The 21,320-nt window shown below is 48.2% G+C and carries 18 protein-coding genes and 1 tRNA gene; 11 read left to right on the top strand and 8 right to left on the bottom strand.

Annotated features, from left to right (window positions below; genetic code table 11):
- Nucleotides 1-289: 289 nt before the first annotated feature.
- On the bottom strand, nt 290-1,252 hold the full coding sequence (locus H6H02_RS17525) for an AEC family transporter (RefSeq protein WP_190820059.1): 963 nt from the start codon (nt 1,250-1,252) through the stop codon (nt 290-292).
- A gap of 89 nt (nt 1,253-1,341) precedes the next feature.
- On the bottom strand, nt 1,342-3,780 hold the full coding sequence (locus H6H02_RS17520; protein WP_190820057.1) for an IMS domain-containing protein: 2,439 nt from the start codon (nt 3,778-3,780) through the stop codon (nt 1,342-1,344).
- 169 nt (nt 3,781-3,949) lie between these two features.
- Here H6H02_RS17520 and pdhA point away from each other — a divergent pair, with 169 nt between their 5' ends.
- The 3 genes from pdhA to purF all read left to right on the top strand — a co-directional run bounded on the left by pdhA (nt 3,950) and on the right by purF (nt 9,186).
- Complete coding sequence (pdhA, locus tag H6H02_RS17515; RefSeq protein WP_190820055.1) at nt 3,950-4,984, top strand: pyruvate dehydrogenase (acetyl-transferring) E1 component subunit alpha; 1,035 nt, start codon at nt 3,950-3,952, stop codon at nt 4,982-4,984.
- A gap of 186 nt (nt 4,985-5,170) precedes the next feature.
- Complete coding sequence (gene purL, locus H6H02_RS17510) at nt 5,171-7,528, top strand: phosphoribosylformylglycinamidine synthase subunit PurL (protein ID WP_190820053.1); 2,358 nt, start codon at nt 5,171-5,173, stop codon at nt 7,526-7,528.
- A 164-nt stretch (nt 7,529-7,692) separates the two neighbouring features.
- Nucleotides 7,693-9,186: an amidophosphoribosyltransferase gene (purF, locus tag H6H02_RS17505; protein ID WP_190820051.1), complete on the top strand. Its 1,494-nt coding sequence runs from the start codon at nt 7,693-7,695 to the stop codon at nt 9,184-9,186.
- 254 nt (nt 9,187-9,440) lie between these two features.
- Here the strand turns inward: purF and H6H02_RS17500 are convergent, their stop codons facing one another.
- On the bottom strand, nt 9,441-10,064 hold the full coding sequence (locus H6H02_RS17500; RefSeq protein ID WP_190820049.1) for a chorismate lyase: 624 nt from the start codon (nt 10,062-10,064) through the stop codon (nt 9,441-9,443).
- Between the two features lie 172 nt (nt 10,065-10,236).
- A tRNA-Leu gene (locus H6H02_RS17495) sits at nt 10,237-10,317 on the bottom strand.
- A gap of 193 nt (nt 10,318-10,510) precedes the next feature.
- On the opposite strand from H6H02_RS17495, the gene accC reads away from it, so the two are divergent.
- Nucleotides 10,511-11,863, top strand: coding sequence for an acetyl-CoA carboxylase biotin carboxylase subunit (gene accC / locus H6H02_RS17490; protein WP_190820047.1), 1,353 nt, complete (start codon nt 10,511-10,513; stop codon nt 11,861-11,863).
- A 59-nt stretch (nt 11,864-11,922) separates the two neighbouring features.
- Here the strand turns inward: accC and H6H02_RS17485 are convergent, their stop codons facing one another.
- Nucleotides 11,923-12,216, bottom strand: a complete 294-nt coding sequence (locus H6H02_RS17485) for a YggT family protein (protein WP_190820044.1) — start codon at nt 12,214-12,216, stop codon at nt 11,923-11,925.
- Between the two features lie 274 nt (nt 12,217-12,490).
- Between H6H02_RS17485 and H6H02_RS17480 the strand changes: the two genes are divergently transcribed.
- The 6 genes from H6H02_RS17480 (at nt 12,491) to H6H02_RS17455 (ending at nt 17,106) form a co-directional block, all read left to right on the top strand.
- Complete coding sequence (locus tag H6H02_RS17480; RefSeq protein ID WP_190410189.1) at nt 12,491-12,610, top strand: photosystem II reaction center X protein; 120 nt, start codon at nt 12,491-12,493, stop codon at nt 12,608-12,610.
- A gap of 239 nt (nt 12,611-12,849) precedes the next feature.
- Nucleotides 12,850-13,674, top strand: a complete 825-nt coding sequence (locus H6H02_RS17475) for a Ycf66 family protein (protein ID WP_190820042.1) — start codon at nt 12,850-12,852, stop codon at nt 13,672-13,674.
- A 163-nt stretch (nt 13,675-13,837) separates the two neighbouring features.
- Nucleotides 13,838-14,332, top strand: coding sequence for a PD40 domain-containing protein (locus H6H02_RS17470; protein ID WP_206757296.1), 495 nt, complete (start codon nt 13,838-13,840; stop codon nt 14,330-14,332).
- A gap of 2 nt (nt 14,333-14,334) precedes the next feature.
- Nucleotides 14,335-14,859, top strand: coding sequence for a PD40 domain-containing protein (locus tag H6H02_RS17465; RefSeq protein ID WP_190820040.1), 525 nt, complete (start codon nt 14,335-14,337; stop codon nt 14,857-14,859).
- 192 nt (nt 14,860-15,051) lie between these two features.
- Nucleotides 15,052-15,537 carry a PD40 domain-containing protein gene (locus H6H02_RS17460; protein ID WP_190820178.1) on the top strand — a complete coding sequence of 162 codons (486 nt, stop codon included), beginning with the start codon at nt 15,052-15,054 and terminating at the stop codon, nt 15,535-15,537.
- A gap of 126 nt (nt 15,538-15,663) precedes the next feature.
- Nucleotides 15,664-17,106 (top strand): trypsin-like peptidase domain-containing protein, encoded by a 1,443-nt coding sequence (locus H6H02_RS17455; RefSeq protein WP_190820038.1) that lies wholly within the window; start codon nt 15,664-15,666, stop codon nt 17,104-17,106.
- On the opposite strand, the gene dnaN is transcribed toward H6H02_RS17455, so the two are convergent.
- Nucleotides 17,103-18,296 carry a DNA polymerase III subunit beta gene (gene dnaN / locus H6H02_RS17450; protein WP_190820036.1) on the bottom strand — a complete coding sequence of 398 codons (1,194 nt, stop codon included), beginning with the start codon at nt 18,294-18,296 and terminating at the stop codon, nt 17,103-17,105. The two genes, H6H02_RS17455 and dnaN, sit on opposite strands and share 4 nt — an antisense overlap.
- A 403-nt stretch (nt 18,297-18,699) precedes the next feature.
- Nucleotides 18,700-20,082 carry a chromosomal replication initiator protein DnaA gene (gene dnaA / locus H6H02_RS17445; protein WP_190820034.1) on the bottom strand — a complete coding sequence of 461 codons (1,383 nt, stop codon included), beginning with the start codon at nt 20,080-20,082 and terminating at the stop codon, nt 18,700-18,702.
- 85 nt (nt 20,083-20,167) lie between these two features.
- On the opposite strand from dnaA, the gene def reads away from it, so the two are divergent.
- A complete protein-coding gene (gene def / locus H6H02_RS17440; protein ID WP_190820032.1) occupies nt 20,168-20,713 on the top strand; it encodes a peptide deformylase in 546 nt (181 codons plus the stop codon).
- Here def and H6H02_RS17435 read toward each other — a convergent pair.
- The gene (locus tag H6H02_RS17435; protein WP_190820029.1) at nt 20,636-21,166 is read right to left on the bottom strand and encodes a GNAT family N-acetyltransferase; all 531 of its coding nucleotides are present in this window, start codon (nt 21,164-21,166) and stop codon (nt 20,636-20,638) included. The two genes, def and H6H02_RS17435, sit on opposite strands and share 78 nt — an antisense overlap.
- Nucleotides 21,167-21,320: the final 154 nt, after the last annotated feature.

The following is a 21,320-nucleotide window of genomic DNA, read 5'->3' as shown; positions in this document are numbered from 1 at the left end:
GAAGCGTTCCCACGCAAATCTACAATGTCAGGGAATCCTGACAAAAAGAGCGAAACTCATTCACTTTTTTGAGGCAATCGTCTTTTGGCGCAATCGTTGAAATATCTCCTTGCGCTAATCATTAGAGGAAAAGAGACCTTCCCAATCATTAGAGGCAAAAAGAGATTGGCCTCATTCTTAAGCTCTCCTGCCTTGGGAACGCTTTCTTCAGAGGCTCAACTTTTCCTAATCGGCAAGAAAGCTAGATTAATCAGGCAGAAATGAGAACTCCTGTATTGACGTTTTCAGATTAACCATATACAAACAGCCAAACCGGAATCATCAACAGCAGCAGTCCGATACTCACGACAATACTGCTGGCGGCTAAATCTGGGTCGAGATCGTACTCCTCTGCCAGGATCAAACTCGCAAAGGCAGTGGGCACACCTGCCATGAGAACCATTGCCAAGCGGGCATCGCCCGATAAACCGATTAGGGTAGCTGCAATGCCCACCAGTCCCGGCATCACCACAACTTTCACCAGGGCAGGGAGCAAGGCAACCTGAAAACTCTTCCATCCTTGCAGCTGAGCAAGCCGTATCCCCATCAGCACAAAGGAGCTAGCAATGACAAACTCTACAGAAGCTTGCAGTCCTGATTCCACAAAAGTAGGCAGTTCAACTGAGCGGGTGAAGTATCCGAAACTAAATGTCCACAGGGAAGGAACGGTCAAGATATCTCGAAGTTGAATCCACCAATGATTTCGCTTTGCAGGTCGCCCAAAGTAGCTGGCGATAAAGACGCCAATTCCATAGGTGCCAATAATGTTATTCGTGACGCTGTAGAAGACGGCTAGACCGACAGCTTGCGCGTTTATCAAAGAAGGAGCGATCGCTAACCCCACAAAACCTGTATTGCCCAGCATGGCAGACAGGATGAAACTCCCACAGTGAGGTCGGTCTAAGAAAGGCAGGACAGAAGACTTTTTACTTTCTCCATTTTCACGGCTGAACCGTTTCCAGACCTGCAAACTTAGCCATGCAAAGGTCAAACCGACCGCCAAAGCTCCTATGGCAAGCAGCGGAACCACTCCAGCATTTTCCGATAAGTTTGCCTGACGAGCCAGCGTCAGAATTTGTAGCGGCACCCCAACCCAATAAAGACCGCGACCCAGCAATCTGGGTAAGGAATTGGGGATAAATCTAAAGAGTATAAAACCGAGTGCCGTCCACAGGATGATGGGCGTATAGGCATGAAATAAGGTTTCGGTCATTCGTTATTAGCCACTGGTCATCAGCCACGGGTCAAGCGTTAACAATCGGTCGCCTGATGACGAGCCGACTTATGACTAATTCCCAATGACTACCTCAGAACCTTCATGTCTTGGATCAGCCACTGACCATCCTTGCGTACCAGTTCATAGCGCACGCGCAGGCTTTCATCATAAGAAGAAGCTTGATTGAGCTTACCTGCTTTATAGAAGTCTGCGGCTTCATTCACCTGTGCATCCACTTTGGCTCGATCGGGATTGCGATCGCTCGTTTCAACAGATTTTACCTCGACTTTGTGCCTGTACTTCCAGTACGAGTTACTGTCCTTGGTGCTTTGAGCACGTTTCTGCCAACGAGATAAAGCGGGATCGGCAAGGATTTGCTGTAACTTTTCAACGGTATGCTCTTCACCCAAGGCATCTGCTTTACTGGCAAGCCAAATCTGAACCAATTGTCGGGCTGTTTCCTGGGTTAGAGGGCCAGACGGACTCAATAATTTAGTGCCTGGTTCGGGAATGGGTACCGGAGGCACAGCTAGCTGTACCATCGGTTGCTCTCCTTCTAAGAGTGGGCCAGAGAAACTTCTCTGGAGCCAACTGAAAGCAGCGGTCGCTAGCATTAGAAAGATTCCCAAACCGAGAATTCCGGCAAGTCCGAGTAAAATAAGCCTCCCGGTTTTTGCCGAGCGCAAGGAAGTCGCAGAACGTTGAAGACGACCGCCTGAACGACGAGCTGATACATCTCCCCCGGTGGGGGATGCCTTGGACACAGAATCTGGTCTCCGCAACCGACTAGCGATCGTTGCCCGTGGTTGTTCATTTTGTTCCGGTAAATTCCCTCGACGGCGCTGACGCTTCGAGGCAGAATCCCCAGCCAAGCCCGGATCGTTGCCTTCTGGTTCTGGAGACCGAGAAACTCGTTCTGCCGCCGGTAAATTCGATCCTCCCCCTGTTTGCGGGCGATCGATTGTAGCGGTCATCGTCGCCGTTCGATGAGCTGCATCAGATTGCTGTTCCACTAATTGTTGAAGGCGATCGCGCGAGGAACTTTCTTCAGCGTTGGGACGCAAAGGCGCGTTGCTTGATGCCGTATCGCTTATCCTGCCCCCATTCTCTCCACTGCCGTTCCGCGCACTGGAGCGAGATACCACACTCTCCGGTCTGCGAAATCCTGGGGAGTCAGTTGTCCCTCGCGAGACGGGAGCCGCAGCATAAGATACTTGTTGAGTCGGCAATACTGCCCACTCATTGGTTGTATCTTCCTCTACTGGCAATTCTTCTAAGTAAGCCTGCACCTGGTCATCGGCAAAGTAATCCTTCAATGAAGCTCGCACCGATGCTAAATCTCGGAAGTGGGGAAACACTTCTGCTTGCAACCAACGCTCCCCGTATAAACATAAGCCAGGTAACAAGTCTGGGGCACCCTGAGAATGTTCCCGAATGAAGGCTAGCGGTTCGTACTCCTGGCTGAGTTCCAAGGCGCGGCTGGCTTCTTCCGTCTGACCCAGGAGGAGGGCGCACACCGCCTGTTCTAAATGCACATCCTGACGTTTGCCTAAGCGCATCAGCATTTGCTTGGCTTGTCTAATCAGACCCGGCTGTCGTTGGGCAAACCCCCGACCTAGTAAAGCATAAACCGCTAAATAGGTAGCCACTGCCGATGGGCGACGCGCTTCGGCTTCAAAGAGGTTCTGCTGTTCAGTGGAGGTCAAGTAGCTACGCAGCTGTTGAATGAAGCGGAGAAAGTCATCAATGTTCAGCCCAGATTGATCGTCTCCGGTGCCATCGATGCCGCCGCGTTCTTGCAACATTTCTTGCAAATGCTGCAATCCTTTGCGGCGTTCGGTTACTTTGTCTTCACTACTGGCGAGTAATTCCAAAATGCGGTACGGGCGAAGCTTGTAAAGATCCGCCTGAATTTCACCCCGCAAGCTGGCAAAAATCCCTTCTCGCAACAGTAATTCTTGACCCGTCTCTAGGGAGGTGGCGGCATTTTCATATTGACCTTGCTGCCATTGCTCTCGACCTAGTTCCAGACACGCCAATGCCAGCGTCAGCACAATATCTGGTTGCACTAGCTGAGGGTTCCCCAAACGACCCTTTTCGATACTGGTGCTGGCACGACTGAGGAAGGGACGCCCCAGTTTCAGCACCAGTTCGTATTCTCCTAGCTCCTGTAAGATCAGCAATGCCCCAACGAATTGCTCGTCTTGAATTTCGATGCTGGGCGTATAAGGGTCAAGGTCGGCGTCTGCTGTACCGTTCCCCTCCTGACGAGTTGCCGTTCCTGATTCTGAATCCAGGTCGTATGTTTTTGTCAGAAATGTAGCGTCGTAAGCGGAACGCTGTTCTGGATCGCACAGAATCGCGTAAGCTTCGTCTAGCAGTTGTTTTCGGGCGGCGATCGTAATTTCCGAATACTCGCGTCGAGGAAGTTGCAGAGCGCGATCGCGATACGCTTGCTGCAACTGCTCAGCCGTAGCCTGAATCGGCAGGCCCAGAATCCGGTAGTAATCGAGCGGAATTCTCACAGTCTACTTCCTCAGCCCCAGGCAACTAAATTAATCTGTATCTGTACGAGCGAACATAAACGATAGAATAGGTGCGATAATTATACCCCCTAGCTTCTATAGTAGAAGCTTATCTTGGTAGATAAAAACCGCCGTTCAACCAATCACGTCAAGTTTATCCCTTAAATCAATGGTTCAGGAACGCATTTTACCCGTCTTTCACGCCGATCAAACCCAAATAACCAAAGAAGAAGGATTGATCCTTTACGAGGACATGGTCTTGGGGCGGTTTTTTGAAGATAAGTGCGCCGAGATGTATTACCGGGGCAAAATGTTTGGTTTTGTCCACCTATATAACGGTCAAGAGGCTGTGTCAACTGGCGTCATCCAGGCAATGCGTCCTGGTGAGGATTATGTTGCCAGCACCTACCGAGACCATGTTCATGCTCTAAGTGCTGGGGTGCCTGCAAAAGAGGTAATGGCTGAGTTATTTGGTAAGGCAACCGGCTGTAGTAAGGGGCGCGGCGGCTCGATGCATATGTTCTCCTCTGAGCATAAACTGCTGGGAGGTTATGCATTTGTGGCTGAAGGGATTCCTGTTGCTACGGGTGCGGCTTTTGCCAGTAAATACCGCCGCGAAGCTTTGGGAGATGCCGGTTCCGATCAAGTAACTGCCTGTTTTTTTGGTGACGGTGCGGCGAATAACGGTCAATTTTTTGAATGCTTGAACATGGCGGCGCTGTGGAAACTGCCGATTTTGTATGTGGTGGAAAACAACAAATGGGCAATTGGTATGGCGCACGAACGGGCAACTTCTGTACCAGAGATTTTTAAGAAAGCTCATGCATTTGGCATGGCAGGTGTTGAAGTTGATGGCATGGACGTGTTAGCAGTTCGTGCAGTCGCCCAGGAAGCGATCGCGCGTGCCCGTGCGGGTGAAGGACCAACCTTGATTGAAGCCCTAACCTACCGCTTCCGAGGTCATTCTCTAGCTGATCCCGACGAACTCCGTTCTAAAAATGAGAAGGAATATTGGTTCGCCCGCGATCCAATCAAAAAGTTGGCTGCTCATCTTGTAGAACACAATCTGGTAGACCAAGAAGAACTCAAGGAAATTGACCGGAAAATCCAAGCTGTCATCGACGATGCGGTGAAGTTTGCCGAGGAAAGTCCAGAACCCGATCCTAGCGAACTGTACCGTTATATTTTTGCCGGTGATGATTAACAGTTAGCGTTAATAACGGTAGTCAAAAATAGGGTGGGCAATGCCTACTCTATTTTTTTAGATGCGCTTTAAAACTCCTTAAAATTGACACAATTTTATATACGTTAAAGTTACAAGCACATTTACCGCATAAGTAGCGGGGAAATATCGATACAATTAACCCTGTGCCGTTCGTGCAAGGGTTCCATGTCTACAATCTCATCCGCTCCGTTTACCCCCGAAGAAATTGCCGCAGAAGGTATAAAACCAGAAGAATACGAAGACATTGTCCAACGGCTAGGACGTCATCCGAATAAAGCTGAGTTAGGGATGTTCGGCGTCATGTGGTCGGAGCATTGCTGCTACAAGAACTCGCGACCATTACTCAAGCAGTTTCCGACTGAGGGCGATCGCATTCTCGTCGGGCCAGGAGAAAATGCTGGTGTTGTAGACTTGGGCGACGGACTGCAACTCGCATTTAAAATTGAATCTCACAATCACCCCTCAGCAGTTGAACCGTTTCAAGGGGCTGCGACGGGAGTCGGCGGGATTCTCCGGGATATCTTTACAATGGGTGCGCGTCCCATCGCCTTGTTAAACTCCCTCCGCTTTGGTTCTCTGGAAGATGCCAAGACGCGACGATTGTTCAATGGTGTGGTATCGGGAATCTCGCACTACGGCAATTGTGTGGGAGTCCCGACTGTGGGCGGTGAAGTTTATTTTGATCCAGCTTATTCTGGCAATCCCCTAGTGAATGTAATGGCACTAGGATTGATGGAAACTCCGGAAATTGTCACCTCTGGAGCCGTAGGGATTGGCAATCCAGTGCTGTATGTAGGTTCTACAACTGGGCGAGATGGCATGGGCGGGGCGAGTTTTGCCAGTGCGGAACTTAGTGATGAGTCGATGGATGACCGTCCAGCGGTACAAGTGGGGGACCCTTTTCTAGAAAAATCATTAATTGAAGCTTGTCTGGAAGCGTTTAAAACAGGTGCTGTTGCCGCCGCGCAGGATATGGGCGCGGCGGGCATTACCTGTTCCACGTCAGAAATGGCGGCTAAAGGTGGTGTCGGAATTGAACTGGATTTAGACAAAATTCCAGTGCGCGAAACGGGGATGGTGCCTTATGAATATTTACTCTCTGAATCTCAGGAACGGATGTTATTTGTTGCCTACAAGGGGCGCGAACAGGAGTTGATTGATATTTTCCATCGCTGGGGTCTGCAAGCAGTTGTAGCAGGCACCGTCATTGAACAGCCGATTGTGCGGATTCTGTTTCAAGGCGGCGTAGCGGCAGAAATTCCAGCAACGGCTTTAGCAGATAATACGCCTATCTATCACCGGGAATTATTGGCAGAACCACCAGAGTATGCACGTCTAGCTTGGGAGTGGACAAGCGATCGCCTTCCGGCTTGTACCAGCGCTGGCATCGAAATTCAAAGTCGTTTTCTCACCTGGAATGAGATTCTCTTGACTTTGTTAGATACTCCCACAATTGCCTCTAAGCGTTGGGTTTATCGTCAGTACGACCATCAGGTGCAAAACAATACTGTGATTGTTCCAGGTGGCGCAGATGCCGCAGTAGTGCGGGTGCGTCCGCTAGAACCCTCGCCAAATTACTCGATTACCCAGGGCAACCATAAAGGGGTTGCTGCCACTGTCGATTGCAATGCTCGTTACGTCTATCTTGACCCTTATGAAGGAGCCAAGGCAGTCGTCGCAGAAGCGGCTCGTAATCTTAGTTGTGTGGGAGCCGAACCTTTAGCAGTCACGGATAACCTAAATTTTGGGAGTCCAGAAAAGCCGGTGGGTTATTGGCAACTGGCAAATGCTTGTCGGGGAATCGCGGAAGCTTGTCGGGAATTGGGAACGCCGGTGACTGGCGGCAACGTGTCTCTCTACAATGAAACCCTGGACGCTGACGGGAATCCCCAGCCAATTTATCCAACGCCCGTGGTGGGGATGGTGGGGTTAATTCCTGACATCACGCGAGTTTGCAGCCAAGCTTGGCAAGCCGAGGGAGATTTAATTTATTTATTGGGAAAACGTTTGGATTCCTCAGAGGGAGTCACGTTAGGTGCCTCCGAGTATTTGTCAGTCATTCATGACATTGTCGCCGGTAAACCGCCCACCGTAGATTTTGATTTGGAACGTCGGGTACAAGCTGCTTGTCGGGAGGGAATTCGTCAAGGTTGGATTCGCTCAGCTCACGATTGTGCTGAGGGAGGAGTTGCGATCGCTCTCTCAGAAGCTTGCATCGCTAGCAACTTAGGAGCCGAAATTCACTGGGAACTTCCCCCAGAACCCTCTGTACGCTGGGATTCTATCCTTTTTGGCGAGGGAGGAGCGCGAATTTTAGTTTCCGTCGTGCAAGAACACCAAGGAATTTGGGAATCCTATTTAAAGGAGCAACTGGAAGATTGCTGGGAAAGAGTGGGTCGTGTCGGAAAACCGGACAGTGAGTTACGGGTTTTTACGACACAAAGCCAAACTTTGATTGACGTTAGCATTAAGAAAATGGGCGATGCTTATCACAATGCTATCCAACGCCGGTTAACCGTTTAGCCAACCTTCCCCCTTTTACTTCCAGAAATCGCTGACCCAGACAGACCGAATTTTCGGGTCTATGTCTTCGGCTAGCGACATTAACGCTTTGTTATGAGATTATTAAGAATTACTAAGCCTGGTTAGTTTTTCTCTGCCTCAATAAGTAGGAGCCAAGTTCTCACATGATTCCCAACCATCCCTTTGCAAGTGATGAGTCTCCAGCTGAGTCTAACCACTTGAATGTTCAGCGACCTGATAAGCCAGAGGAAGCCTGTGGCGTTTTTGGGGTTTATGCACCAGGTGAAGATGTCGCCAAACTGACCTATTTTGGTTTGTATGCGTTACAGCACCGGGGTCAGGAATCTGCTGGTATTGCCGCTTTTGACGGCAAGCAGGTTCATTTACACAAAGAGATGGGCTTGGTTTCCCAAGTCTTTAACGAATCTATCTTGAATCAGCTACCAGGGAACTTGGCAGTTGGTCATACCCGTTACTCCACGACGGGTTCCAGCCGCGTTGTTAATGCTCAGCCAGCAGTTGTCGAGACTCGCTTAGGAACGCTTGCATTGACACACAATGGTAATTTAGTCAATACTGGGAAACTGCGGGAAGAGTTGTTGCGACGCGACTGTAACTTAGTCACGACGACGGATTCTGAGATGATTGCCTTTGCGATCGCAGAAGAAATTAACGCAGGCAAAGACTGGTTAGAAGGAGCGATTCGAGCCTTTCGGCAATGTGAAGGAGCCTTTAGTCTGGCAATTGGAACGCCAGACGGCTTGATGGGTGTCCGCGACTCCAACGGCATTCGTCCCTTAGTAATTGGCATTTTAAACACGAACCCTCAGCGATATGTTCTCGCCTCAGAAACTTGTGGCTTAGATATTATTGGTGCTGAGTACCTGCGGGATGTTGAACCGGGCGAGTTAGTTTGGATTACCGAAGAAGGTATGGCTTCCTTCTTCTGGGCAGAACAACCCAAGCGGAAACTATGCATCTTTGAAATGATTTACTTTGCTCGCCCGGATAGCGTCATGCATGACGAAAGTCTCTATAGCTACCGGCTGCGCTTAGGACGGCAACTCGCTCACGAATCTCCAGCGGATACCGATATCATTATTGGCGTACCCGATTCCGGCATTCCCGCCGCGATTGGATTTTCCCAAGCATCCGGCATTCCTTACGCCGAGGGATTGATTAAAAATCGCTATGTCGGTCGCACTTTTATCCAGCCGACTCAAGCAATGCGAGAGTCTGGCATCAAGATGAAACTCAATCCTCTTAAAGATGTGCTGACTGGGAAACGAGTGGTCATTGTTGATGACTCCATCGTCCGAGGAACAACTAGCCGCAAACTTGTCAAAGCCCTCCGAGATGCCGGTGCCACCGAGGTTCATATGCGAATTTCCTCTCCGCCAGTCACTCATCCCTGCTTTTATGGGATTGACACTGACAGCCAAGATCAGTTGATTGCGGCAACAAAGTCAGTCGAAGAAATTGCCGACCAAATAGGTGTAGACTCGCTAGCTTATCTCAGCCGCGAGGGAATGTTAAAAACTACCGGCGAAGATCCCAACAATTTTTGCTCTGCTTGTTTTACGGGCGACTATCCCATCCCAGTTCCAGAGCAAGTTAAGCGTTCTAAGCTGATGTTGGAAAAAGCAGCTAGCTGTTAACTCTTTGTCAGGAGTTAAATGAATTTGAAAAACTTACAGGGGAAAGAAGTCAAGACTTCTTTCCCCTGTAATCTTTTTCACTTTATACTTGCTCCGCGCATTTATGCCGGACAGTATCAATAAGGTAGGAAAACTGAATTAAATCCTGCCATTTGGAGTTTGGGCGATTGGGACTCAACCCAACCTTGACAAAGGTTTGATGGGTTTCACTCCGGCTCTACCTATCCTACAAAATAATTCAATCTCTCTTCTATTTACTTCTTTGGATTTACTGGCTGCATTGGACCCAAGTAGTTAGTTAAATAGGGTGAAAAAACTTCATAGATCAGCGTCAGGGGACGCCCATGATGCCAAAACAGGTAATGACGCCCCCAGAATGGCCCAGTTTGTCCAAAGGCAGATGCTAAAGCATCCGACTGACCATAGTAAATTCCCTGTACATCCCGATACAACTCGGTACGCAGGCGAGCCAAACTTGCCCAAATTGGCAAAGAACGATTTTGTAAATACTCATCTACATGGCTGGCTTCCCACCAGGAAGTCGCGTAAGCCAGCCGCTGACCGGAGGTGGTACGCAGCCATACCTGTCGTCGCAACCTGGGACCTGGTACAGCCTGGATTTGATTGGGTGCTGAATCAGCATCCATGCCTACAGGCGACATATCAATCACATCTACTTCCGTTGGTTCACCCGTCAAAAGTTGCAAGTGACGAGTCGGGGAGCCATCTCCCAGCAAAAGCATCTGCCATGCTGGCGCTAGCTGTGTGTGAGGCAGTCCTTGCTGCACCACTTCTTCGTCTCCCTGCCAAAGTGGACTGAGAGCATACCAAGCTCTTGGTAGGGTAACGCTGTTTGTAGGTATAACAGTTGAAGTCAAAGCTCTTTACAAAACTTCATTGTCTTATATAAAATCATAAACAATTTCTTGCCGGAAACCGAATTCCTGCAAAAAAAATTGAGTGGTAAGTTAAGTTTTTGTGCAATTCCAGAAGTTAGTGCGTACTAAGCACTGATTCGCTTACAGCACTGAGAACTGAAATTAGAATTAATGCGGATGGCGAGACTCGAACTCGCAAGGCAAAGCCACACGCCCCTCAAACGTGCGCGTATACCAATTCCGCCACATCCGCTTGCATATATACCTATCGTAGCATCTTTTAGGACGATTTCGTTCTATTTTGAGGAAATAAGACTTTCAATCAGCATCGATAACTGTTCTGATGCAAGGTGATGCGATCTATATATTGTACTGATACTGAAGGCAACATCCTGAAATAATAATGATTGTTCCTTGCGCTACCCCATTTCTCTAAAAACTAGAAGATGCGTTTTTCAAAGATTTTAATTGCTAACCGAGGGGAAATTGCTCTCCGCATTCTCCGTACCTGTGAAGAAATGGGGATTGCGACTGTTGCAGTTCACTCGACGATCGATCGACACGCCCTTCATGTGCAACTGGCTGACGAAGCCGTTTGCATTGGTGAACCGCCTAGTATCAAAAGTTATCTGAATATTCCCAATATTATTGCGGCAGCTTTGACACGCAACGCGATCGCTATTCATCCAGGCTATGGTTTTTTAGCAGAAAATGCCCGATTTGCGGAAATTTGCGCGGCTCACCAGATTTCTTTCATTGGTCCGACGCCGGAAGCGATTCGGGCAATGGGAGACAAATCTACTGCTAAAGAAACGATGCAACGGGCGGGTGTGCCTACGGTGCCGGGAAGTGATGGAATATTAATGTCCGATCGGGAAGCATTGGCAATCGCGGATGAAATCGGCTATCCCGTTATGATTAAAGCCACCGCCGGAGGTGGAGGTCGAGGAATGCGTTTGGTACGGGAAGAAAGCGAACTCGTCAAGCTCTTCCAAGCTGCACAGGGAGAAGCCGAAGCTGCATTTGGCAATCCAGGTGTCTATCTAGAAAAATTTATTGAGCGTCCTCGCCACATCGAATTTCAAATCTTAGCCGATAACTACGGCAACGTAATTCATCTAGGGGAACGCGATTGCTCTATCCAACGGCGTCATCAAAAGTTACTGGAAGAAGCTCCTAGTCCAGTCCTCAGTTCAGAACTGCGCCAAAAAATGGGCACTGCCGCTGTCATGGCTGCTAAGTCTATCAACTACACGGGTGCCGGGACGGTGGAGTTTCTGCTTGCACCTTCTGGGGAATTTTACTTCATGGAAATGAACACTCGGATTCAAGTCGAACACCCGGTGACAGAAATGATCACCGGGTTAGACTTGATTGCCGAGCAAATCCGCATTGCTCAAGGTGAGAAATTGTCGCTGACTCAAGATCAAATCGTTCTCCGAGGTCATGCGATTGAATGCCGAATCAATGCTGAAGACCCCGACCACAACTTCCGCCCTCATCCAGGGCGGATCAGCGGCTATCTTCCTCCTGGTGGCTTTGGGGTTCGCATGGATTCCCATGTGTACACGGATTATGAAATTCCCGCTTACTACGACTCCCTGATTGGCAAATTAATTGTCTGGGGTAGCGATCGCCCTACCGCAATTAAACGGATGAAACGGGCGCTGCGGGAGTGCGCTATCACGGGGTTGCCTACAACTATTGGCTTCCATCAAAAAATTATGGAGACACCAGAGTTTTTACAAGGCGAGGTTTATACCAATTTTGTTGAACAGTTAATGCAGTCGCAGAAATAAATAAGGAGTGGGTAATCGGTAATTCTCCGCTACCCGCTCCTCCTAGCCTGCAAAATGCCTTAGTGGGTATGGGCAAATATTGTGAGCAGTCCTTGCTGACCTAAGAGAATCTCGCGCAGTAGGCTAAAGATCCCCACCCAAATGATTGGGGTAATGTCCACGCCACCAATGGGGGGCACAATTTTCCGCAACGGCACTAAAAAGGGTTCGGTAGGCCAAGCAATCAAGTTAAAGGGAAGGCGATTTAAATTTATCTGGGGATACCAGGTAAGGACAATCCGAAAGATAAACAACAAAGTCATCAAGCCCACAAGCGGGCCGAGAATCCAGCTAGCAAGCGAAACAGCGTCCATTAGTTCTCAATCAAGAAATTTCTAAGCGTCAAAACTTTAGCCGTGTGGCGTAGTTGTCATGAAACTGTCGCGGCAAGGCACAAAAATGTTAAAGTTTTGTAACCGAATCTCTCATTATTCTAACGCAGCGTGGCGCTGAATCCTATTCAGTCAGACTGCTACAGGGGTATAAAGAGACCTAGGAACAAAATGAAGCGACGAATGGACTTCTCAAGTTCATAACATATCGTTAAAATTGATCAAAAGAAATCGTTGTCAAAGAGAGCGAAAAAAAATGACCCCTTCATTAGCGAATTTTCTCTATAGTCTGCTCTGGGGTGCTGTAATTGTGGTCATCCCAGCCACAGTGGCGCTGATCTTTATTAGTCAGAAGGATAAAATCCAACGTTCCTAGATTTTCGGAACAGCCGGAAACCTCAGTTTATCGAGAGAGTAATTATTAAGTTAGTTACTCAATCTAAAAAACTGAGGTTTTATATGTTAGAGGGAAAAAAGCTGATGCAAATCGCAGTAATCCAGTTTCTACCCGCTCGTTCTCCTGCTGACCCAGGATACTTAGAATTAAAATTCCCAACTTACGTACCAATTTCTGCGGTTAACTCGTTAACATAGATTTGTCTTGGGAAAACAGCAATGGTAAACTTCGGGCTTAACTCAGCCAGTCTTCTGGGTATTTTTCTGGCAGTGGCAGGGGCAGCACTGTACTTTTTACGTACCGTGCGTCCAGAGCTAGCGCGAGACCACGATATCTTTTTTGCAGCGGTTGGTCTCTTGTGCGGCTTCATTCTTTTATTTCAGGGGTGGCGACTCGATCCGATTTTGCAATTCGGTCAGTTTCTATTGACCGGCTCTGCAATCTTTTTTGCATTTGAAAGTATTCGGATGCGTGGAGTGGCGACGGAGGTAGCAAAGCGGAATACGCAAATTGTGGATGACGATCGCCCTGTAAGCCGCGTGTATCGAGCCGAGTTGGATCAACTCGAACCGATGGATGAGGAACCGCCGAGACGCCGGATTCGAGGAACTCAAGAATCTCGCAATAGCCGGACGGTAGAAACTTACGAGGATGAACCGCGTCGCCGTCCATCCAGCCGGAGTAATAGTCCTTCTAGTACTTCTGAAAGGCTGACCCAAGGAGACCGTCCTCGCAAGCGTCGTCCTCGTCCCACAGAAACTCGCCCAACTGAACAAATTGACGATTGGGAAGTCTCGGACACATGGGAGGAAAAACCGTCTCGCAGTAACCGTCCCAGCTCGCCTCGTCCACCCAGCCGAGATCCAGAGACTGCTGCCAAGCCAAGAAGAAGTCGTCCGCCTAGAGGAGAATCGTCGGAGCGATCGCCCACTCGAGAGAGCCGGGAGGATATAGATGCAACCCCAACCGACTATGTAGACTACAAACCCATAGACTTCCCGGAAGACGAAGGGGGCAACTCCAGTAATTTTGACCAAGAATGAGTCTGGTAAGGGCAATGCCTTCGTGTTCGCCCCGCTTTTTATCAGACACATCTGGTTCATGGGGTCGGATTACTTTTGCAAGCAACAATGCAACTTTGACGTGAAAAGATTGACGTGCGATCTGGGAATCCATACCTGGGTCAAGTGGGGAATCTGGTTTAGCATGGCTGGGTTAGTCGTCGCCTGTACCCCAGTCAATCGCTCAAGCGGGCCAGTTGCCCTCAACAGTCGTTATACAGATGAGCAACCGGCTTTGAGTGGTAATGGTCGGTTGCTTGCTTTTGTTTCTAACCGCAATGGCAGCCGACAGATTTGGCTGTACGACTTGCAACAGCGGCAGTTTGTAGATGTACCACGTTTGAATCGACAAGACGCGATCGCAGAAAATCCCAGTCTCAGCCAGAATGGTCGTTACATTGTCTACATTGCCAGCGACCAAGGACGCCCGGAAGTGGAACTTTACGACCGCAGTACCAAATCCTCGCAAATTCTCACAATGGGCTATCGAAGTTGGGTGCGAAATCCTAGTATTAGCCCAGATGGTCGCTATATTGCCTTTGAAAGTGCCAGCCGCGGTCAGTGGGACATAGAGGTGATAGACCGGGGGCCTAATATTGAGTTAGATATCCCCGATGGCAGCCCATCTGCCTCTCCCTGAGCGTGAAACGTAACCTTTTTCTATCTGTATTTGTTGCCTTAGCCAGTTTATTGAGTAGTTGTACTGGCTCAGGTCGTCTCGTGAGTTTTCCCTTTGATTCAGGAGGACGAAGTTTAAATAGCCCAGCTTCTGACATCAATCCTCAAATCGCCAGTCGGTATATTGTCCTGATTTCTGACCGGCGCAGCAGCCAGGATGTTTATCTTTTCGACACGGTGGATCGGCGTTTAATTGATTTGCCTGGATTAAACTCCCTAGATGCGATCGCTTCTCACCCTGCTGTTTCCGCTGATGGTCGTTACATTGTCTTTGCGGCAAGTCGTCAGGGTCGGTCGGGAATCTACCTCTATGACCGCGAAACTCGCCAGTTAAGGAATCTCGCGGAAAACGTGCAAGCAGAAGTGCGAAATCCAACGATTAGCGCTGATGGCAGTACGATCGCCTTTGAATCTAGTGAAAATGGTCAGTGGGATATTGTAGTTATCGACCGCTCTGGACAACCGCTGAATTTTCCAGCACCTCCCTGAGGATAAAAGTGCTGAGTCGTGGGGAATGAATTGTGGGAACAGTAAATACCGGCTGCTCCTGATCCGCAGCTTGGCAAATCAGGTAATATTTGTAGCCTGTGCAGGTGGGCTTGGTTCGTGTAGTCGCGCTTCGCAGGCGCAAGTAATATGAAATGGCTAATTAACTGGCGCTGGCTAACGATTTTATTCGCAATGGGGATAACTGGTTGTCTTGATACCCAGCTCTTCAACCCGCCGCAAATACTGACTGGCGGTATCAATAGCCAGACGCCTGACGAATATCCTGCCTACAGCAGTGACGGTCGCTATCTCGCCTTTGCTTCTGACCGCAATAATAATCGAGACATTTTCCTCTACGACTTGCAACAACGCCGTCTCGTCGATCTCCCCAATATTAATCGTCGCGACTCCAGACAGGATCAACCCGCTTTGAGTGCGGATGGTCGGTTTATTGCTTATGTTTCTAGCGAGCGAGGCAAGACGGATATCTTTGTCTATGACCGTCAAACTCAACGCTCCGAATTGCTCACCAGTAGCATCCGAGGCTCGGTACGCCATCCGACTATTTCCGGTGATGGTCGCTACGTCGCGTTTGAAACTAGCCAGTTAGGGCAATGGCATATTGCAACTGTAGAAAGAGGAACTTCTACAACAAATTCTGGCTCTTTACAACAGTAGAAGATCCATGAAATTGGCGACCTGCATGAGCGCGGCATCAGCTTCTTCTATAGAAAGGGCTTCGCTTAAGAGCGATCGCTGCTAAATATGCTAGAACAGTCAAAAAAACTTAAAAAATTTAACATAATGAGTACCAAAGTTCTGCGTATTGCCACTTCCGGCATCATCGCAGCCGCCGCTGCCATTGGTGCTAATGCGATCGACGCCATCACTCCCTTTAACTGGCAACATTCAAATATCGCTGTTGCCCAAGACGCTGAAGAACAGACAAATATTCAGGTTTATAAACGTGCCAGTCCAGGGGTAGTATCCATCCAGGCTGGGAACGGCAGTGGCAGCGGTAGCATCATTAGCCGAGACGGTCTGGTGTTGACCAATGCTCATGTGGTGGCAAACGGTCGCCAAACTGTCACTGTTATTCTCTCAGATGGTCGAAAACTGCCAGCCGATATTATTGCTTTTGCTAACAATAATCTAGACTTAGCAGTTCTGAAAATTCGCGGACAGAACAACTTGCCCGTCGTAGCGATCGCTCCTCTAAACTCCGTACAAGTCGGTCAGCGGGCGTTTGCGATTGGGAACCCTTTCGGTCAATTTCAGGGAACCTTCACTGTTGGCATTGTTAGTCGGATTGACCAACAGCGCGGTTTAATCCAAACCGATGCAGCCATCAACCCAGGCAATTCTGGTGGCCCTCTTCTCAATAGCCAGGGAGAATTGATTGGCGTCAATACTGCCATTTTTACCAGCGGTCAGGCTGCGGGAAACATTGGCATTGGATTTGCGATTTCTATAGACCAGGTGCAGCCGTTCTTGACAGCGGTACGCCAAGGACGCGCCCCGACAACTGCTCAACGGCAACAACCCATTCCTGGTAGAAGACAACCACCTCAGCCCATTGCTTTGAATGGTGCGGTGATTAACGCCACCCTTAGCAGTGGTGATAATGTTCTACGAGCAGATAACAGCTATTTTGACCTTTACACCTTTCAGGGGAGAGCCGGTCAGCGAGTCAGAATTGATATGGCTAGTCAGCAGATTGACTCCTACTTAATTCTGCTTGGTCCCAATGGTAATGAAGTTGCCCAAGACGATGACAGGGGCGGTAGGGGAAACGCCAGCCTTGTGGCGACATTGCCTGCAAGTGGCACTTATCTAATCATTGCCAATTCCTCTGAGGGAAGACAAGCGGGTGCTTACCGTCTTCGAGCAATGGCAACTGCTGGGAGCGATCGCTATCAAACTTCCCAAAATCGTTTGCTGATGCGGCAAGCGGGTATTCTAGGTCGGGGTGCCAAGGTGCTTTCTGATGGCAGTTTGTTTCAGGAATATTCCTTTCAAGGTCGTGCCGGTCAGCCTCTGACAATCGCACTTGCCAGTCCTGATTTTGATACCTACCTGATTTTGGTCGATCAAAATGGTCGGAAGATTGCTGAGAATGATAACATCAGCCGCAGCAATCCCAATTCTCAGATGAGTGTGACTTTACCCCGAACAGGCGTTTATCGAGCGATCGCCACCGCTTCAAATCCGCGCGGTCGAGGTCGCTATCTCTTAACAATTCGTTAAGCGCGAATCTGCACCGGCATCACCAAGTAAGTCATTTTTAGACCTCCCAGGGGTGTCAGAATCACCGGACTATTTCCTGTATTCATCTGCATTTGAATCTCGGAGGATTGCAGCGCCTTCAATCCATCTCTGAGATAGGTAATGTTGAAGGCAATCTCTAGATCCTTTCCCGATATCTGTGCAGGTAGAGATTCGCGTCCGCTACCGACATCCTGTGCTTCCACTGATAAGGCAATCTGCTGGTTGGTGCTGTCTATCGTGAATTTAACAATATTATTTTTTTGGTCAGCTAGCACAGCAATTCGTTCTAATGCATTGAGCAACTGACGCCGATCGATTGTCACCTGCCGCTCAAATTGTTGCGGAATCAACTGACGATAGGCGGGATATTGCCCTTCTAGGGTGCGGCTAGTCAAACGTTGATCGAGCAACTCAAATACGACCTGCCCTTGGTCAAGATGGAGAGCGATAGCTTCGCTGACCTGTCGGTTCGCTTCCGCCGACTGGCGCATTCCTAAAATTCGTTCTAGTTCGCGCAGTGCCCGTGCCGGAATCGTGACTTCTAACGGAGCTATCTGACTCATCGCCTCAGAGACTTCTTCATCCGTTTGACTTTGGTTAGTCGTTTCGACAACCGATAAACGATGACCATCTGTCGCAGCAAATTCTAAGTATTCTGGCTTGACTGTTAAATGAATGCCCGTGAGAACCTGCTTAGTTTCGTCAGGACTGGTGGCAAATAAGGAACCCCGCAAACCATCAATTAAAGCGGCAGCAGGCAATTGAGCCGCTTCGCCATTTTCTATTACTGGCAGTTCTGGAAATTCTTCTGCTCCCATACCCCGGACTTTATAACGCCCAGAGGCAGAAGTTAGCATGACAATAATTCCTTCGCTCGTTCCTTCCTCTCCTTTATCCTCTAAAGTAATTTCTCCCTCTGCTAGACGGGAAACAATATCGTTGAGCAGTTTAGCGGGTAACGTGAGAAGCCCTTCCTCTTCCACTTGTGCTGGAAAGCTGGTCTGAATGCCAAGGCTGAGATCGAATGCCGTCAAACTGACTTGCTGAGTTTTTTTGTTTGCTTCCAGCTTGACATTTGCGAGGACAGGATGTGTCGGGCGCGATGGCACTGCTCGGCTGACCAGAGAAAGGTTGGTACTGAGATCGTTTTGGGTGCAAACCAGTTTCATAGAAGTTCAACCTTGGAGTTGTTCAGCCAACCGACGCTCATAGGGCGGTACTTTTGGCACAGATGGATGATCCTAGCACCCTTGCCACTACTGTTTTAATTAATTTTAAAAGAATCGTAGTAAGGGCTGTGGAAAATGTGGAAAAACCTGTCAAATGAATTTCCCATATGTGTTTTAGAGCTTCAGGAATTGTGGAAACCTTGTGGAAAAAAGAGCCAGTTTTCCACAAGGTATTTATACTTGTCATTGTTTTCCACTGAAAGTACAAAGTTTTTCACGGTTTTACCACAAGCTTTTCCACAGAAAAGCAGGAGTTTTCCACAACCTTCCAGAGCTTAATTATTCTTTACAATTAGTTTCAGAAAACTGAAATCACGGGTACTGGCTGGCTGTCAGAGAAGTCTTAGGATTTATTTTGGCTTCTGCACAACATATTGATGCGATCGCTGAGTTGGCGTAATATTCTAGCCACATCGGGATCGCTATCTTTCAATTGAGTAATTTTCTCGCAGCTATACATGACTGTGGTGTGATCTTTACCCCCAAATTCCTCACCAATTCTGGGTAAACTCAGATCCGTGTGATGCCGCATTAAATACATACCCATTTGTCGCGCCCAGCTAATTTCTCGGCGGCGAGAATTACTTTTTAAATCTTCAATGGGAACATCAAAGGTCTCTGCGATCGCTATCATTACCGCCTCTGGAGAAACCGCTACTTTTTCCGCAGGCGGATTCAAAACTGGGGCAATATTCTCGACAGTCATCTGTAAACCAGAAATTGAAATATAAGCCACAGCGCGAATTAAAGCACCTTCCAATTCTCGAATATTTGAAGTATAGTTAGTCGCTATATATTCAATAACATCTCGCGGTAATCGCATATTTTCATATTCTGCCTTTTTTTGCAAAATTGCCATCCGTGTTTCTAAGTCTGGGCGCTGGATATCAGCGATTAAACCCATAGAAAAGCGGGAACAAAGGCGTTCTTGCAGCCGGGGAATTTGATTAGGAGGGCGGTCAGAAGCAATTACTACTTGCTTTCCAGCTTCATGTAAAGTGTTAAAAGTATGAAAAAACTCTTCTTGAGTATATTCTTTTCCTTCTAGAAATTGAATATCATCCACTAACAGTACATCAGCAGCTCGATAATGCTCTCGAAACCGTTGCATACTGTCTTTCCGAATCGCTGCAATTAAGTCATTTGTAAATTGTTCAGTAGAAACATAAAATATTTTAGAGTCGGGGTGAATTTCTAAACGATAATGCCCGATGGCTTGCATTAAGTGAGTTTTTCCTAACCCAACACCCCCACACAAAAACAATGGATTGAACTCACGTCCTGGAGATTCTGCCACAGCTAAGGAAGCTGCATGAGCCATCCGATTATTAGAACCAACAACAAAGCGTGAAAAAACGTATTTAGGATTTAATTCGGTCGGTCTGGGGCGCTGGTTAGGGAGAATTTCTGGAATACTGGTTTCTATCGGTAGTGACCAGGAGATTTCGGGATCGCCAGCGTTAGAGACTTCATTTCCTTTGGCAACCGTAATGTGAATTTCTACCGGCTGTCCCAGAATATCTTGTACAACATCAGCAATTGTTTTGATGTAATATTTCTGCAACCAATTCCGGGCAAACGGGTTAGGTGTGCAAATCACCAAGCAGTTATTTTCCAGCTCTTGGGCGCTGGCAGTTTTGATCCACGTTTCAAAGGTGGGACGGCTCAGTTGTAGCTGTAGACGCTCCAGCACCTGAGTCCAGAGCTGTTCAAGAGAAATATCCACGCCTCACCTCTACGGCTTTGTGCAGAATAGTATTATCCATTCTTGTCTTGTAAAGAGCGATCGCTCTTTTAAACCAGTCCCAACTATGACTGAAATCCTACCAATTACTCAACTGGGGAATCCCATCCTGCGCCAACCAGCTCAAATTATCGAAAATGTTCACTCTGGACAGATCCAAAAGCTGATTGATGACCTAATTACAACCGTTGCTCAAGCAAGCGGTGTTGGCATTGCCGCACCCCAGGTAGCTCAATCTTATCGCTTGTTCATCGTGGCAGCTCGTCCTAATCCCCGGTATCCTAGCGCCCCTGAGATGGAACCAACCGCCATAATAAATCCTCGCATCATTGCCTACTCCGATGAAGTGGTCAAGGGTTGGGAAGGGTGCCTCAGTATTCCAGGGATTCGAGGGTTGGTTCCCAGGTATCAGGCGATTGAAGTTGAATACACCAGTCGGGATGGTAAATTGCATCGCCAACAATTCACGGATTTTGTCGCCCGGATTTTTCAACACGAATCCGATCACCTGGATGGCATCGTGTTTGTAGATCGGTTACAAAGTACGCAGGATATGATGACCGAACAGGAATATCAGCAGCGGATTATTCAAAAAGCTCCAGACGCCCTTTGAATACAGTAAACACGACAAGCGTTCCTCGCTTAAAGAACAGAAATTGTGTTTACTGTAGAAATGACGTGCTTGGTTGTTTTGAAAATGAACGCTGGTATCAATGCGCCGAACACCCAACTGGCGTAATTCCTTCTTGAGGGAAGCAAGCAGTATGGAGCCAATTCCCTGATTTTGCCTACCAGTTGCGACAAATACGTCATCTAGCTTGGCAACTACTGCTCCTATCGAAGTAGAAATAGCGAAGCAAACTACACAAATGCCAACGGGTTTGTTGCCGTCATAAGCCATCCATACAAGTCCAAGCTCCGATCGCAGCAAAAATAGCTCAAGAGCATTTTGTAGAGCCATGCTTCCACCATCACCATACGTTTGGCTACTGTCAAGATAATATTCGTCTTGACTGAGGAATTCCCTCAATAATGCAAAGGCATCGCCCAACAACTCCTTTGTCATTTTGTGACACTCGATCATGGTTCCTAAATCTCTAGACCGAACTGCTTAGAGACTGTTTATAAAAAAAAGTTTAAGGGGGTTGAGGTGTGAAGCGATATGCTTCAGAGTCAGAAGTAGTGTCTACACTGACTGAGCAATCATGCATCGTAGAGCC

It is taken from the genome of Coleofasciculus sp. FACHB-1120, from assembly GCF_014698845.1.
GTDB lineage: Bacteria > Cyanobacteriota > Cyanobacteriia > Cyanobacteriales > FACHB-T130 > FACHB-T130.
This window is presented reverse-complemented; position numbering and strand designations above follow the sequence as displayed.

Bases quoted from the DNA above. Each gene is read 5' to 3' on its own strand.
- H6H02_RS17455 (WP_190820038.1), top strand. From the start codon at position 15,664: ATGAGTACCAAAGTTCTGCGTATTGCCACTTCCGGCATCATCGCAGCC.
- H6H02_RS17480 (WP_190410189.1), top strand. From the start codon at position 12,491: ATGACCCCTTCATTAGCGAATTTTCTCTATAGTCTGCTCTGGGGTGCT.
- H6H02_RS17485 (WP_190820044.1), bottom strand. From the start codon at position 12,216: ATGGACGCTGTTTCGCTTGCTAGCTGGATTCTCGGCCCGCTTGTGGGC.
- H6H02_RS17460 (WP_190820178.1), top strand. From the start codon at position 15,052: ATGGGGATAACTGGTTGTCTTGATACCCAGCTCTTCAACCCGCCGCAA.
- H6H02_RS17475 (WP_190820042.1), top strand. From the start codon at position 12,850: ATGGTAAACTTCGGGCTTAACTCAGCCAGTCTTCTGGGTATTTTTCTG.
- purL (WP_190820053.1), top strand. From the start codon at position 5,171: ATGTCTACAATCTCATCCGCTCCGTTTACCCCCGAAGAAATTGCCGCA.
- dnaN (WP_190820036.1), bottom strand. From the start codon at position 18,296: ATGAAACTGGTTTGCACCCAAAACGATCTCAGTACCAACCTTTCTCTG.
- accC (WP_190820047.1), top strand. From the start codon at position 10,511: ATGCGTTTTTCAAAGATTTTAATTGCTAACCGAGGGGAAATTGCTCTC.
- H6H02_RS17435 (WP_190820029.1), bottom strand. From the start codon at position 21,166: ATGACAAAGGAGTTGTTGGGCGATGCCTTTGCATTATTGAGGGAATTC.
- H6H02_RS17525 (WP_190820059.1), bottom strand. From the start codon at position 1,252: ATGACCGAAACCTTATTTCATGCCTATACGCCCATCATCCTGTGGACG.
- pdhA (WP_190820055.1), top strand. From the start codon at position 3,950: ATGGTTCAGGAACGCATTTTACCCGTCTTTCACGCCGATCAAACCCAA.
- purF (WP_190820051.1), top strand. From the start codon at position 7,693: ATGATTCCCAACCATCCCTTTGCAAGTGATGAGTCTCCAGCTGAGTCT.
- def (WP_190820032.1), top strand. From the start codon at position 20,168: ATGACTGAAATCCTACCAATTACTCAACTGGGGAATCCCATCCTGCGC.
- H6H02_RS17470 (WP_206757296.1), top strand. From the start codon at position 13,838: ATGGCTGGGTTAGTCGTCGCCTGTACCCCAGTCAATCGCTCAAGCGGG.